The following is a 15,321-nucleotide window of genomic DNA, read 5'->3' on the forward strand; positions in this document are numbered from 1 at the left end:
TATTATACTTATATAATGACGACCAAAGGTTTATTTCTCAACATGCTTTTGGTTGGCGATGGCCGTCTTGACGAAATCGACGAAGAGGGGATGGGGCTTGAGCACCGTCGACTGGTACTCAGGATGGAACTGCGTTCCGATATACCACTTGAGCGACGGTATCTCCACGATCTCCACGAGGTCGCTCTCGGGGTTGCGTCCTACACACTGCATACCGTTGCGCTCATACTCCTTCTCGAAGACATTGTTGAACTCGTAACGGTGGCGGTGGCGCTCCTGGATATGCTCCTGCTTGTAGATATCGAACACGCGTGAGCCCTGTCTGAGCACACACTCGTAGGCGCCGAGGCGCATGGTGCCGCCCATGTTGGTGATGTTCTTCTGCTCCTCCATGATGTCGATGACGTTGTGGGGAGTCTTCTCGTCCATCTCACGACTGTTGGCGTCGGCATAGCCGAGCACGTTGCGTCCGAACTCGATCACCATCATCTGCATGCCAAGGCAAATACCGAAGGTGGGGATGTCGTGTGTGCGGGTGTAATGGGCTGCCACAATCTTACCCTCGATACCACGCTGGCCGAAGCCCGGGCAAACCACGATACCATCGACACCTGCGAGCTTCTCAGCCACGTTGTCCTCGGTGATATACTCTGAGTTGATGAACTTCAGAACGGTCTTATGATCGTTGTACACGCCAGCCTGAATGAGGCTTTCGCGGATACTCTTGTAAGCGTCTTGCAGGTCGTACTTGCCCACGAGGCCGATGGTCACCTCCTTGGTGGCCTTGTTGCGACGCTCGAGGAACGCACGCCACGGACCGAGACCCGGCTTCTCGCCCGGTTCGATGCCCACCTTGCGAAGGATGGCGGTGTCGAGACCCTGGTTCTGCATGTTGACAGGCACCTCGTAGATGCTGGGCAGGTCCTCACTCTGGATAACGCAGTCGAAGTCGACATTACAGAAGGCAGCCACCTTCTTGCGAACCTGATCAGAGAGATGCTTCTCGGTACGCAGCACGAGCACATCGGGCTGAATACCAACGCTTTGCAACTCCTTCACACTGTGCTGTGTGGGCTTGGTCTTAAGCTCGCCAGCGGCGTGGAGGTAAGGCACGTAGGTGAGGTGAATGTTGACGGCGTTGCGTCCCAGTTCCCACTTCAACTGGCGGATGGCCTCCATGTAAGGAGCGCTCTCAATGTCGCCAATGGTTCCACCGATCTCGGTAATCACGAAGTCGTAGTGCTCCTTCTTACCGAGGTACTTCACGTTACGCTTGATCTCGTCGGTGATATGGGGCACCACCTGGATGGTCTTGCCCAGATAATCGCCACGGCGCTCCTTGTCGATCACGGCCTTATAGATACGACCCGTGGTCAACGAGTTGGCCTTGGTGGTCTGAATGCCTGTGAAACGCTCGTAATGTCCGAGGTCGAGATCGGTCTCCATGCCATCAACAGTTACATAACACTCACCGTGCTCGTAGGGGTTGAGCGTGCCCGGGTCGATATTGATGTAAGGATCAAATTTCTGAATGGTGACGTTGTAGCCTCTGGCCTGCAGAAGCTTGCCAATAGACGAGGAGATGATGCCTTTACCTAACGAAGACACTACACCGCCCGTGACGAAGATATACTTAGTTTCTGCCACAATAGTAAATGTTAAAATGGGTAATTCAAAATTTGTTGCAAAGATAGCATATTTTTGCGAAAGCGACAACAAATCAAATTGAAACTTTCTAATATATTTAAAGAAGAACGTGGAAAAGTCGCCGCCCCAAGTCCGACACCGCGGCGCAAGATCTTCTTGGCACGGCCAAGTGGACGATCTCACGGGAAGTCGGGTGTGTAAATATTATTCACCAACAACCGAACTTCCAGACTGTCCTGACTGCATAAAACGAACGACTCAACCATTCTTTTGGGTCGGATTAGGCGTGGACGGCATGAAACCAACAGGCAGGAAGAAGCGAAAAACCACAGCGGCACGAGAGGCCTCCGGGAAGCAACCGCAACTTGGCGACACGCTGAAAATCGACAACAATCTATACATCAATCTACACACTTCTTTTGAACGGGAGAAAAGTTGGGCTCAAATACGCGATTCTCAGCGCATTTACGTATTCGACTTATAATCAGCATCTTATAATCTAAAACCAAAGCGCAACCTTCTTTATCCCGCATTTTACATTGCAAAACATGCCTTTTCGCATAACGAAAGATGCCCAATCGGGTCTCGATGCCTTAGCTTTCGCACCGCGGAACATGCCAAACGGCAGATCGATAGATGCCCAACGGTAGTCTGACCGGCCGCTCGGGAGGTCACAACCGCGCAAAAACGGCTTTCTTTTTCTCTATTTCATCCGAAATCACAGACAAACTTTTTAGCCAAAATACGTGACAAATAGCATATTCCTCACAGACAGCAGTCTACGAAAAGCAGTATAAACATCCTAAAAGATGTAAATAATATTAGCAACCAACCAAGTAGTTTCATCCAATAATCTCTCTTGGAAGAATGGCGCTTTCGCACCCATATGCTTTCCACACCTTATATAATAAGGCGCCTACAAAGCACCCTTGCACAAACCACGTTTGCCCTATCGATCCAACCATTCGTTCCGCTCGTCGCCCCACTCCAACGCATCCGAATGGCGGCATCCGTAGGGACTAACGGATGCCGTTCACCTGGCGCCCAACCACCCAAAAGCCCCAAAATCAACAAAAAATGCATTTTATCAGAAAATTCTTGGCGAAAAATTTGGAGGAACCGAAAATCTTTCGTAATTTTGCACACCGTAAACAGGGGCGTAGCCCAGTTGGTTTAGAGCGCTGCAGTCACATTGCAGAGGTCCCCGGTTCGAGCCCGGGCGTCCCTACCAACAAAAGAAGGTGTGTCAGAGATAACTTTGACACACCTTTTTCTTTACGCCCCAACGATGGCCTTGGACCAAAGCAAGCCTAAATGCATATTACTGAGTACGTACATCTAACTTCATAACCATGAACAACTATTTTAATCGTCTGTTGCTCGGCACCTTGGTAGCCGCCGCTCCTGCGCTGGCCGCCACAGCTAACGACGTAACGGGCATCCGCCGTATCAACAACACCACCGCTGAGGTGATGCTGTCTGACGGCCACACGCTGACCGTTGATTTCTACGGCCCAAGCATCTTCCGCCTTTTTCAGGACAACAGTGGCGGTATCGTTCGCGACCCCGAGGCATCGCCCGAGGCTAAAATCCTCACCAACAACCCGCGTCGCGACGTGGGCAAACTGACCGTTAGCAGCGACGACCATAAGGTGAGCGTCAGCACGGCCAACGTGCGCGTTGACTTCGCCAAGAAGGGCGCGCTCGTCAGCGTGACCGACCTCCGTCGCCAGCACACCGTGGTCAGCCAGACCGAGCCCACCCTCTTCGAGCGCGGCAAAACGACCCTCACCCTCAGCCAGCAGCCCAACGAGTGGTTCTACGGCGGTGGCGTGCAGAACGGGCGCTTCTCTCACCGTGGTGAGAAGATCGACATTGTGAACACCAACTCATGGACCGACGGCGGCGTTTGCTCGCCCGCCCCGTTCTATTGGTCGACAGGCGGCTACGCCGTCATGTGCCACACCTTCAAACAGGGCGCCTACGACTTCGGCAAGACGCGCAAGGGCGAGGTGACGATCAGCCACGACACGCCTTACATGGACGTGTTTGTCATGGTAGACGAGCGTCCCGTACAACTGCTCGACGACTACTACCAGCTCACCGGCAACCCTGTGCTGCTGCCTAAGTTCGCCTTCTACGAGGGTCACCTCAACGCTTACAACCGCGACTACTGGAAGGAGACCGACGACACCAACCGCGGCATTCTCTTCGAGGACGGCAAGCGCTACACCGAGAGCCAGAAAGACAACGGTGGCATCAAGGAGAGCCTGAACGGCGAGAAGGACAACTACCAGTTCTCTGCTCGCGCCGTCATCGACCGCTATCTCAACGCCGACATGCCACTCGGATGGGTGCTACCCAACGATGGTTACGGCGCAGGCTACGGACAGACCAGCACGCTCGACGGCAACATCGCCAACCTGAAAAGCTTTGGCGACTACGCCCGCAAGAAGGGTGTGGAGATTGGTCTCTGGACCCAATCGAACCTCCACCCCATCGACTCCATCCCTGCCCTTCTGCAGCGCGACATCGTGAAAGAGGTGCGCGACGCAGGTGTGCGTGTGCTCAAGACCGACGTGGCTTGGGTGGGAGCCGGCTATAGCTTCGGCCTCAACGGCATCGCCGATGTGGGCCAGATCATGCCTTACTATGGATCCGACGCGCGTCCGTTCATCATCACGCTCGACGGATGGGCCGGCACACAGCGTTACGCAGGTGTGTGGACTGGCGACCAGAAGGGCGGCGAATGGGAATACATCCGTTTCCACGTGCCTACATACATCGGCGCCGGACTCTCGGGCATGAGCAACATCACCTCCGACATGGACGGTATCTTCGGTGGAAAGAACATGGAGGTCAACATCCGCGACTTCCAGTGGAAGGCGTTCACCCCCATGCAGCTCAACATGGATGGTTGGGGAGCCAACCCCAAATACCCGCAGGCGCTGGGCGAGCCCGCCACAAGCATCAACCGCAACTACCTGAAGCTGAAGGCCGCCATGCTGCCTTACACCTACTCGTGCGCCTACGAGGCCGTTGCTGGCCAACCGCTCATCCGCGCCATGTTCCTCGACTATCCGAGCGACTTCACCCATTCGGCCGCTACCAAGTACCAGTACATGTACGGTCCGTCGATGCTCGTGGCCCCCATCTACCAGCCCACACAGGCCGACGCACAGGGCAACGACATCCGCAACGGCATATACCTGCCTGAGGGTCAGTGGATCGACTATTTCACGGGCGACGTTTACGAGGGTGGCCGCATCCTCAACAACTTCGACGCTCCCATCTGGAAGCTTCCGCTCTTCGTCAAGGCAGGAGCCATCGTGCCGATGAACCGCCCCAACAACAACATCCATGAGGTGAACACAGCCGAGCGTATCTTCGACATCTGGCCCGCAGGCCACTCTGAGTTTACGCTCTACGACGACGATGGCAACACCGAGGCTTACATGCGCGGTGAGCACGCCACCACAAAGGTGACATCGGAGCTCGACGCCAAGGGCAACCTCGCCATCACCATCTGCCCCACGGAGGGCAACTACGATGGCATGGTGAAGGAGAAATCGACCCTCGTCCGCATCAACACCACCGCACGTCCTAAGAGCGTTCGCGCCATCATTGGAAAGAAGAAGGTGACGCTCACCGAGGGTGAGGGCGCCAACACATGGCGTTACGTGGAGCGCCCGCAGCTCAACCAGTTCTCTACACAGGGCACCGACATGGCCAAGGTGGAGGTAACGAAGAACCCGGTGATCGAGGTCAACCTCGCCAAGGGCGACATCATGACCGACGAAACGACCATCGAGGTCAAGGGCTTCGTCTACGACAAACCAGCAACACGCATGCTCACCAACCACGGAACACTCAGCGCTCCGGTGGCCACCGACACCAAGGTGGCTCCCTACACGCTCACACCGACCTGGAAGGCTGTGGACAACGCCGACTATTACGAGATTCGATTCAACTCGATGATCTACTCTACCATCCGCAACAACAGCTTGCTCTTCGAGGATTTGCAGCCTGGAACCGACTACACCTTTGAACTGCGCGCCGTCAACGCCGATGGTCAAAGCGAGTGGACCACCATCAACGCCAAGACCGACAAGAACCCGCTGGAGTTTGCCGTACACGGCATCACAGCCACCAACACGGCCAAGGACATGCCTGGATTCGGCATCCATCGCCTCTTCGACTTCCAGGAGAGCGGCGACATCTGGCATACCCACTATAGCGAGAAGGCGGTTCCGTTCACCGTCACTATGGACCTGCACGCCACCATCACACTCGACAAGATGCAATATGTGCCTCGCGCTGACGCCGGAAACGGCACCATCCTGGAGGCTGACATATTCACCTCGAAGGACGGAAAGACCTGGCAGGCTGTGGGCACACAGAAGTGGGAGCGCACACCGGCCAAGAAGAACGTGACGTTCACCGACCACCAGCAGGCCCGCTACATCCGCATGGATGTGAAGAAGGCTTTGGGCGACTTCGGATCGGGAGCAGAGCTCTACGTGTTCCGTCAGCCCGGAACCAAGGTGCTCATCCCCGGAGACGTCAACCAGGACGGCAAGATCGATGAGAACGACCTGACATCTTACATGAACTACACCGGTTTGAAGAAGGGCGACTCCGACTTCGACGGCTACATCTCGAACGGTGACATCAACGGCAACGGCCTTATCGACGCATACGACATCTCGAACGTGGCCACACAGCTCGAGGGTGGCGTAACCGAGAAGGACATGCGCCAGCCGGCTGGAACCATCACTTACACCTACAACAAGGCCGCTTACCAAGCTGGCGACGAGGTGACCGTGACGGTGAAGGGCACAGGCTTGCAAGCCGTGAACGCCCTGAGCCTCGTCATGCCGTACGACCTCAAGACCATGCAGTACACGAAGACCGATCCGGTGGCCGTGAAGGACATGCGCAACATGACCTACGACCGTCACCACACCGATGGCTCACAGGTGCTCTATCCCACCTTCGTGAACATTGGCCAGCAGCCCACCATTGAGGGTTCTGCCACGCTCTTCGTCATCCACTTCAAGGCGCTTCGCGCTTTCCGCGCACCCAAGGCCAGCGCCAAGGGCATGCTCGTAAGCAACAACCTGCTTGAAACGGAACTGAAGTAAGCCGCTAACGCGAAAAGGTTTACGCTTCTATAATCATCCCCCTTGTCGGAAGGCAAGGGGGATTTTTATGTTCTTGCAACGGGAAGCTTTGCCAACAATGAAAGCGTGTCGCTTGATTTTGCGGGGAATTATCGTATAATTGTGGAGAAAGACGAGGGGTTTGTGGTGGAAAATGAGTATCTTTGCAACAACCACACTTACCAACGATTTATGGCAGAATACAATCTCCACGACCTTCACAACGTGATGCTGGGCATCCTGAAGGCCATCGACGAGACATGCAAAAAGTATAACCTCCGCTATTTCATTGTGGCGGGAACACAGCTTGGGGCCGTGCGCCACAAGGGATTCATTCCTTGGGACGACGACGCTGACGTGTGCATGCCCCACAGCGACTACGACCAACTCATCGCACACAGCAAGGAATGGTTGCCCGAAGGCTACGAACTGATATGCGCCGAGAACGACAAGCATTACCCACAACCCTTCGCCAAGATGCAAGACGCTCGCACCACCATCATCGAGCACGCCCACTTGCGCTATCTCGGAGGCGTCTATGTGGATGTGTTCCCACTCGACGGCATGCCCAACAACCGCCTGTGCCAGTGGCTACACGTGCGCCATTACAAGCACCTCTGCAAGCTGTTGTACTTCACCTACCGCGACCCTTACCGCCATGGGCATGGCCCCAGTTCGTGGCTGCCGCTGCTCTGTCGCAAGCTGTTCACCGTAGAGGGCCTGCAAAAGAGCATCAGTCGTCTGCTCCACAAGTACGACTACGACCGCTCGCGCTATGTGCTCTGCTTCGACGACGACTTCCGCAGCATCGTGCCGCGCGAGGTGTATGGCGATGGCGATGGCAAGCCCTACACCTTCGAGAGCCTGACGCTTCGTGGCGCTGCCGACAGCCACTGGTTGCTCACCAAGATGTATGGCGACTACATGACGCCACCCAAGCAGGGAACCGAGTTTCAGCACAATTTTTATTACCTCGACCTGGAACACTCTTACAAGGATGCCCCAGCGTCCCTAATACAAGACCATGATTAAGAATATCGTTTTTGACTTCGGCGGAGTGCTTGTGCAGTACGACTTCAAGGCTTTCTTCGCTAAACAACTGGGAAGCGAAGAGCAGGCCGAGTGGTTTATGCAGCATATCCTGAACGAGGAAAACAACAACCTCATCGACAAGGAAGACAAGCCGTTTGGCGAATATATAGCCGACTGGAAACGCCAGTGGCCCGATTATGTCAACGCCATCGACGCCTTGGACAAGCATTACGCTGACATCTTCACGGGGGAGGTGCCGGGCATCACGCCATTGATGGAGCAACTGAAAGCCAGGGGATACCGCGTACTGGGACTGTCCAACTGGTCGACAAAAGTGTTCGACGTCATACGGAAATACCCCAAGCCTTTCGCCCAACTGGAGGGAAGCCTCATCTCGCACGAGGTGCATTTGCTCAAGCCCGACGTGGCCATTTTCAACGCGTTCTGCCAACGCTTCGACGTGAAGCCCAACGAGTGCTTGTTTATCGACGACAAGCCTGAGAACATCGCCGGGGCCGAGCGGGCGGGCCTCCACGGTGTGGTGTTTACCAACACCGACCAACTGCGGGAGGCGCTGAAAAACGAGGGCATCCTATAAACCGACAGTAAAAGAACACTTATACGACAAGGCGTCACGACAACATACGTGACGCCTTGTCGCATTTTTAGCCCCAATCGGTCGCATCAGGTATAATGCCTGGAGACTAAGCCACTTCACTCCCGGTAAATCCTGGAAGCAATGGCATTGAGCCAACTGGGCATGAGGTTGAACCAGCGATAGGTGCTTACCGGCTTGCCACCGAAGGAGAGAATGAAGTCGCGGAACGGACTATGTGGAACGGGAAGCCCCACATCCAAGAAGAATATATGGGCGTAATTGTGTTCCCACGCCCAGTTGATGGCATGCCAAATGGTCATCATGTTCGGATGGAGATGGGGGTAACTCTTGCGGCGTGAGGCCAAATACCACAGGTAAGCGTTGCCCTCGGAAAAAAGGCAGAGACTGCCACCAATGACGCGTCCCTTATAGGTGGTGATGAAAACGCGCGCCTTGTCGCTCTTGTCGAAATGGCTAATCTGCAACTCAGAGGGAATAACGCGGCGCATCTTGAACCGATAAAAGCCATTGAGCAGTTTGTAGAACTGGTGCAAGTCGGCGTCGGTCTCCACTTCTCGGGTCTCCACCCCCAACTTGGCCACTCGATCTATGCGATGCAACATCTTGGAAGTCAGGCGGTCGCGCGGCGCCATGGAATGGAGCGAATTATACACTTCCATCCATCCGATGGGGAAATAGCCATTCTCACGAAACAGCCGATAACCGAACATCTTCTTCGAAAGGTCGCTAAACTCGATGCTGAAGCACAGGCGGCGGCGCAACTTTCGCGTCACGGCCTTCAGCAACTCACCAAACACTTCCTCACGACACGCATCATCCACATAGTCGCCTTCGCCATACACGCGCCCCTGCCAATAACGAAACGGGGGAAGCCACATGCCATGCGAATACACAAAAGCCAACATGTGACCAAGCTCGCGGCCGCTCGCATCGGTAGCCACAGCCATAAAAGGACGCTGGCCGGGCGACTTCTCAATGATGTGGAAAAGCTCGGCGCTATGGAAGAAATTGCTGCCGCAAAGGTGGGGCAATGTTCCGCCACGCGAATAAATGGTCACACGTATAGGATTCACGTTGGCAAAATTAGTAAAAAAAGAAATGACAAGAAAGCGTTTACCCTACGTTTTTTAATAACTTTATAACATCCAAGAGGCTTTTCTCAAACGATTTTTTGTAACTTTGCGAGGAAACGACAAAACAAGCTTCTATGAAAGATTTCAAGACTTTGGTACAAACACGACGTAGCCATCGCAAGTTCACCGATGAGAGGGTGACAGCCGAGGAGTTGCGTCTCATACTCCGCTCAGCACTCATGTCGCCCACCAGCAAGAGCCAACGCGCATGGCGGTTCGCCGTGACCGATGATCCCCAGACCCTCGCTCGCTTGGCAGAAGCCAAGGATGCAGGCGGCCAGTTTCTCAAGGGCGCACCATTGGCCATCGTGGTAATGGGAGACCCCAGCACCAACGACTGCTGGATTGAGGATGGAGCCATTGCGGCCATCATGATGCAACTGCAGGCCGAAGATCTCGGATTGGGTACCTGTTGGGTGCAGATGCGCGACCGAAAACAGAAAGATGGCACGCCAGCCAACAAGGCCATACACAGCATCATGGGCCTGCCCGAGGAACAGGAGGTGCTCGCCGTCATCGCCGTGGGCCACGCTGCCGATGAGCGAAAGCCGCAAGACGAGGCGCGCCTGAAATGGGAAAACGTTATCAACAAATCCAACTTGACTCTGTAAACCATCCTTACCGCTACCTAAAATGATCAATTACGACTTAAAGAAAATACGCGCCATCATCTTCGATGTCGACGGCGTGTTGTCGGCATCCACCATCGGCATGGACGATGAGGGCATGCCCATGCGAACCATCAACATCAAAGACGGATACGCCATACAACTGGCGCAGAAGGAAGGACTGCGCTGCGCCATCATGACAGGCGGAAACGCCGAAGCCATTGGCAAGCGTTACACCTACCTCGGCGTGACAGACATCTATCAGAAATGTGCCGTGAAGATTCAAACCTACGAGCAGTTTATAGCGCTCTATGGACTCTGCGATGACGAAATCATCTACATGGGCGACGACATTCCCGACTTGCAGGTGATGCAACGTGTGGGTTGTCCGTGTTGCCCGGCCGACGCTTGTCCTGAGGTGAAAGCCGTTTCGGTTTATGTAAGCGACGCAAAAGGCGGCTACGGATGTGCCCGCGACGTCATTGAGCAGGTGCTCAGGGCACAAGGAAAATGGCTGAGTAACGCTCACGCCTTTGGCTGGTAACAACACAACAGAAAAGACATGCTTAAACCCATTCCCTATAAAATCATCCTGGCCAGCAACTCGCCACGACGCCGCGAGCTATTGGCCGGACTCGGACTCGACTTTGAGGTGCACGTCATCAAGGGCATCAGCGAGGCGTACCCCAAAGATCTGCCCGTGGAAGAGATTCCTCAGTTCATCGCCAGCGAGAAAGCATCGGCTTACGAGGTGAAGCCCAACGAGCTCGTCATCACCGCCGACACCGTGGTGGTGGTCGACGACGCGAACCAAGGCAGCGTGGTATTGGGAAAGCCCCACGACACCAACGAGGCGCACCACATGCTGCACGCAATAAGCGGCAAGACGCATCGTGTCATCACAGGCGTGTGCCTCACCACCCACAATGACCAACGACAGTTTGGCGTCACCACCGAGGTGACGTTCCGAAAACTGACCGACGACGAAATCGATTATTACATCTCCAACTACCGCCCGTTCGACAAGGCTGGAGCCTATGGCATCCAAGAATGGATAGGGTATATCGGAGTGACGGGCATCAACGGCAGTTACTTCAACGTCATGGGCCTTCCCGTGCAGCGCATTTGGCAGGAATTGCAGCTGATGTGCGACTAACAACAATGGCCATCGCTATCATTATGGAATAGCGATGGCCATCATTTATATGCTTGTTGCATTCGGTCCACAGGATGAATCAACTGTTCAAAAGCGATTATCCCTGCTTTTTCTTCTTATTGATTTTCCTTTTCAGTCGCCAAATAGCAATCTTCACGAAGTAAGCGGGCAACGTTACCAAGAAGTTCTTGAGGTTGAGAGCCCAAGAGAACTGCTTGTCGATACCAAACTGGCGGAGGTCGACAGGAGCGAGACAAGGCGCATATCTCACTCGGCTTGTAATGCGCAGTTCGTTGCTAACGTTATGTCCGTGGACGTTCTCGAGCCAATAAGGCTTCTCGGCAATGTCGGTGTTGGGCAGCACTTTGCGCGCACCGGCATGACCATAATACTGCACCGTATGGAAGTCGCCGCGCGCATCCTCCACCAAAGTGAGGAAATGGTTATGAGGATAGTGCATGCGAACGATGGCGTTGAGGCGCACGAAATACTGCATTCCGCACACAAAGCTATAAAGCATGTGGCGCTGGTCGGCCACAAACTGCCGCTGCACACGTTCCACATAGTCGTTGCTCAGGGCATCGTCGTTGTCGAGGTTGCTCGTAATAACGAACGCGTCGTCCTCGCTGAGCAGGGCTCTTACGGTGCGACGGATAAAGCGACAGTTGACCGCTTCCTCATGGGAGAGGAACTCAACAGCCTCATCGGCCGTGAAAAAGCAGGCTTTCAGTTGCGGCACCTGCGCTTGGCAACGCTCAATGCGCTGGCGCATGTCGGTGGGAGTGTCCTTATCAAAGAGGCAGAGCCATGTGAAATTCTTGTTCGTTTGATGAGCCACAGAGGGCAGACAGAACCGTTCAAACAGGTCGAAACGCTGCGCAAGCCAGTCGGCGGTCTGTGTGGCGCGGTGCGTCTTGTCCTCCTTCCATATCTTCAGATTGAAGAGAGTTATGATGAAATGCTTGAACTTGGGTTGTTGGTTCTCCATGATATTTGTGTACTATAATTCCAATTTGAATAAAACTCGGTGCTTCTTGCCGTAGCTCAACCAAAAGCGTCGCCTTGCCGCCAATGTGAAAGCCACACACTTGGCGGAATCGAAGCCGCGAGCGTCGGCATACGACCTGACTAACAACTCTATGAAATGTTTGGGGCCCCACAGGCGTATGAAATTGAGGCAGCCCTGCTTCTCACCAACGGAACCGAAGTGCATGCGGTTGATGTCGACCAGTGAGAAGTGGTAATCGCCATCCTCGTCGATGTGGTAGAGCACGTTGCCGGGCGAGAAATCGCGATGTAAGACGCGCTTGTCGTGCATCTCTGCCGTGAACCTTCCGAGCGATTCGGCCAATTCCTCGTAAGTTCCCGGCTCTGCGTCGCCCACATCCTTCAGCGTGTGCTCATAGCTACACTGCTGGCTGATGAAGTAACTCAGGCCAAGGATGCCAAAGGATCGCTCCTCGATATAGGCGATGGGCTCTGGCGTGTCAATGCCCAAGGCGCGCATGCGAAGAGGGTACCGGAAGGCGCGCAGGCCTTTTGGCTTGCGGATTCCCGATGAGTAGACAAAGCGATTGGGGCCTTTTGGCACGCAGTAACGTTTGACGTTCAGCTCCGTTCCATCGGGAGCCTCAATCACCTTGATGATGTTTCGGTCGTTGTAAATCTCGCGGCCTTCATGCTCAAACACACTGGGTATGCTATGCAGGAACTCGCTAATCGACGCGTACTTGGGGTTGATGATGATGGTTGTGCTCATGCAGGGGTTGTGGTTTTTCTTGGAACGACCTTTCCGTCCTTGATTTCGAAGCGACGTTCAAACTCCTCACGCGTGCGCTTCCATCGGTTGTGGGTCCACAGATAGCACTGCGGGTCACGGCGGATGGACAGCTCAAGCAAGGCGAAAAAGCGTCGGGTGATGGCAAAGGGCTCCTCATTGGCTGCGTCGTCGCTGATGGGTTTGAAGGTGCAACGGTAGCGACCGCGCGCCAATCGCTCCATGTCGACGTAGAAAACGGCATTGTGCATCTTGCGCATGATGCGCTCAGCGCCCGTGAAAACAGGTGTTTCATGACCAAGGAACGGAAGCCAAAGGTGGATGTTCTCCCACTTCGGACCTTGGTCGGCAATGTAACCAAACAGCGAGTTACGCTTTTCGCGGCGATAAGTGACAAGGAATCGCAGTATCTGCTGCTTGGGGATGCACACGCCCTTCTTGCTTTGCCGAATATCAATGAAGAGCTGGTCGAATGTCTTGTTGTAGAGAGGGTGATAAATGAGACCCACCGGGGCGTCGGGATGGCGCTTCAGAGCCAGCGGGGTGGCTGAAAGATACTCCCAGTTGCCGTAATGGCCGAGGATGGCCGCACAGTCTTGCCCGCGGTCGAAACAGTCCTCTACGGCTTCCACACCATGGTATTCGATGTGGCGAAGCATCTCCTCCTGGCTCATGGTGAGCATCTTCAGCGTCTCGAAGAAATAATCGCAAAACCAATGGTAGAACCCCTTTTCGATAGCCACAATCTCCTTCAGCGACTTCTCGGGGAACGAACTGGTGAGGTTGCGCCTTACGATGGTGCGACGGTAGCGCAGCACATGGTAGGCCAACAGGTACTCCAGGTCGCTCAGGATGAAGAACATCCAGAACGGCAGGTGAGAGACAAGACGGAAAAGGCAGATGACAAACTTACTCATGTTGGGTTCCCACTTGGTGATTTTTACTCTTTAAAGGCCTCCATGATATTGTCGGCTAACTGCTCCATGTGGGGCAGATCGCTACGGTGCATACGGCTCATGATGGTGACGGTAGGCTCAATGAGAGTGATGTCTTTCATCTTCTCGATGAGGCCCTTCATGGCGCGGGCGGCGCAAGGAGCCCACGATCCGTTCTCGAGCAGGGCTATGCGACGCTTCTGATAAGCCTTGATGGAGAGCTTATAAAGGAATGTGTGCATGGCGGGGAACACGCCGGCGTCGTAACTGGCGGCGCAACAGAGCAACGTTCCGTAGCGGAAAGCATCCTCCACATTCTCGGCCATATCGGTGCGGCAGAGGTCGGCGATAGCTACCTTGGGGCAGCCGCGCTCCAGCAACAGATCGCGCATCTTCTCGGCAGCGGCAGCCGTACCACCATGGGCAGAGGCGTAAGCGATGAACACACCCGGCGTTTCCACCTCATAGTGAGCCCAAATGTTATAAAGGCGAAGCGCCTCTTGCATGGCCTCGTCTTTGAGCACAGGGCCATGAAGTGGGCAAATGGCTTTCACTCCACTTAGAGCAGCAACCTTGCCAAGCGCCTTAGCGACCTGCACGCCATACTTGCCGCAGATATTGAAGTAGTAGCGACGAGCCTCGCAAGCCCAGTCGTCGGCGCCAGCGTCATACACGCCGAACTTACCGAAGCCGTCGGCAGAGAAAAGCACTTGCTCCTCAGGCACGTAGCTCATCATCACTTCGGGCCAGTGAACCGACGGGGCAGCGATGAACTGCAGTGTGCAATGGCCCAGCGACAAGGTGTCGCCCTCCTTCACAGCCTGCACACGGTCGGTGAGATCGAGGTCCTCATTAAACTGCTTCAGCATCTTCTGGGCCATAGCCGAGCACACCACCTTCACATTGGGATAGGTGTTGAGCAGTCGCACTATGCTTCCCGCATGGTCGGGTTCCATGTGATGGACCACCAAATAATCGGGCTGGCGGCCGTTGAGAGCTTTCTCCAACTTGGCGGCCCACTCCTCCTGGCAACGAGGATCGATGGTGTCCATGATGGCTATCTGGTCGTCAAGGATAACATAAGAGTTGTAACACATGCCTTCCGGGGTGACATATTGCCCCTCAAAAAGGCGCAGCTCGGGATCGTCACAACCCACGAACTTGATATTTTTGCATACTTCTTGAATCATAGTTTGCTATTTTTCCTTAAAATTCTTCTATAATCTGCTGAATAGCTTAAAATGAGCGATTT

General features: G+C 54.5%; 12 protein-coding genes and 1 tRNA gene. 7 read left to right on the forward strand and 6 right to left on the reverse strand.

Going from position 1 to position 15,321, the window contains the following annotated elements; genetic code table 11:
- Window positions 1-30 precede the first annotated feature (30 nt).
- Entirely contained in the window at window positions 31-1,647 is a 1,617-nt protein-coding gene (locus WKK33_RS02765) for a CTP synthase (protein WP_337468886.1), read from the reverse strand.
- 1,153 nt (window positions 1,648-2,800) lie between these two features.
- Here WKK33_RS02765 and WKK33_RS02770 point away from each other — a divergent pair.
- The 4 genes from WKK33_RS02770 to WKK33_RS02785 all read left to right on the forward strand — a co-directional run bounded on the left by WKK33_RS02770 (window position 2,801) and on the right by WKK33_RS02785 (window position 8,439).
- Window positions 2,801-2,878: transfer RNA gene (locus WKK33_RS02770), tRNA-Val, on the forward strand.
- 121 nt (window positions 2,879-2,999) lie between these two features.
- A complete protein-coding gene (locus WKK33_RS02775) occupies window positions 3,000-6,791 on the forward strand; it encodes a TIM-barrel domain-containing protein (protein ID WP_337932378.1) in 3,792 nt (1,263 codons plus the stop codon).
- A 210-nt stretch (window positions 6,792-7,001) separates the two neighbouring features.
- The gene (locus WKK33_RS02780; RefSeq protein WP_337932379.1) at window positions 7,002-7,841 is read left to right on the forward strand and encodes a LicD family protein; all 840 of its coding nucleotides are present in this window, start codon (window positions 7,002-7,004) and stop codon (window positions 7,839-7,841) included.
- Window positions 7,834-8,439: an HAD family phosphatase gene (locus WKK33_RS02785; protein ID WP_337932380.1), complete on the forward strand. Its 606-nt coding sequence runs from the start codon at window positions 7,834-7,836 to the stop codon at window positions 8,437-8,439. The genes WKK33_RS02780 and WKK33_RS02785 overlap by 8 nt, the downstream gene beginning before the upstream one ends.
- A 116-nt stretch (window positions 8,440-8,555) precedes the next feature.
- Here the strand turns inward: WKK33_RS02785 and WKK33_RS02790 are convergent, their stop codons facing one another.
- A complete protein-coding gene (locus WKK33_RS02790; RefSeq protein ID WP_337468984.1) occupies window positions 8,556-9,533 on the reverse strand; it encodes a GNAT family N-acetyltransferase in 978 nt (325 codons plus the stop codon).
- Between the two features lie 134 nt (window positions 9,534-9,667).
- Between WKK33_RS02790 and WKK33_RS02795 the strand changes: the two genes are divergently transcribed.
- The 3 genes from WKK33_RS02795 to WKK33_RS02805 are packed head-to-tail and all read left to right on the forward strand — an operon-like array spanning window position 9,668 to window position 11,357.
- Window positions 9,668-10,204: a nitroreductase family protein gene (locus tag WKK33_RS02795; RefSeq protein WP_337468985.1), complete on the forward strand. Its 537-nt coding sequence runs from the start codon at window positions 9,668-9,670 to the stop codon at window positions 10,202-10,204.
- Between the two features lie 22 nt (window positions 10,205-10,226).
- Window positions 10,227-10,745 (forward strand): HAD hydrolase family protein, encoded by a 519-nt coding sequence (locus tag WKK33_RS02800; RefSeq protein WP_337468986.1) that lies wholly within the window; start codon window positions 10,227-10,229, stop codon window positions 10,743-10,745.
- A gap of 18 nt (window positions 10,746-10,763) precedes the next feature.
- Entirely contained in the window at window positions 10,764-11,357 is a 594-nt protein-coding gene (locus WKK33_RS02805) for a Maf-like protein (RefSeq protein ID WP_337932381.1), read from the forward strand.
- 97 nt (window positions 11,358-11,454) lie between these two features.
- Here WKK33_RS02805 and WKK33_RS02810 read toward each other — a convergent pair whose 3' ends face one another.
- The 4 genes from WKK33_RS02810 to WKK33_RS02825 are packed head-to-tail and all read right to left on the reverse strand — an operon-like array spanning window position 11,455 to window position 15,259.
- Window positions 11,455-12,345 carry a glycosyltransferase gene (locus tag WKK33_RS02810; protein ID WP_337569434.1) on the reverse strand — a complete coding sequence of 297 codons (891 nt, stop codon included), beginning with the start codon at window positions 12,343-12,345 and terminating at the stop codon, window positions 11,455-11,457.
- 12 nt (window positions 12,346-12,357) lie between these two features.
- A complete protein-coding gene (locus WKK33_RS02815) occupies window positions 12,358-13,116 on the reverse strand; it encodes a lipopolysaccharide kinase InaA family protein (RefSeq protein WP_337468989.1) in 759 nt (252 codons plus the stop codon).
- Window positions 13,113-14,051 carry a lysophospholipid acyltransferase family protein gene (locus tag WKK33_RS02820; protein WP_309438020.1) on the reverse strand — a complete coding sequence of 313 codons (939 nt, stop codon included), beginning with the start codon at window positions 14,049-14,051 and terminating at the stop codon, window positions 13,113-13,115. Before WKK33_RS02820 ends, WKK33_RS02815 begins: the two co-directional genes overlap by 4 nt.
- A gap of 23 nt (window positions 14,052-14,074) precedes the next feature.
- Window positions 14,075-15,259: an FprA family A-type flavoprotein gene (locus WKK33_RS02825; RefSeq protein WP_337932383.1), complete on the reverse strand. Its 1,185-nt coding sequence runs from the start codon at window positions 15,257-15,259 to the stop codon at window positions 14,075-14,077.
- Between the last annotated feature and the right edge of the window lie 62 nt (window positions 15,260-15,321).

Origin of the sequence: Hallella sp., from assembly GCF_037460745.1 — a bacterium.
Classification (GTDB): Bacteria; Bacteroidota; Bacteroidia; order Bacteroidales; family Bacteroidaceae; genus Prevotella; species Prevotella faecis.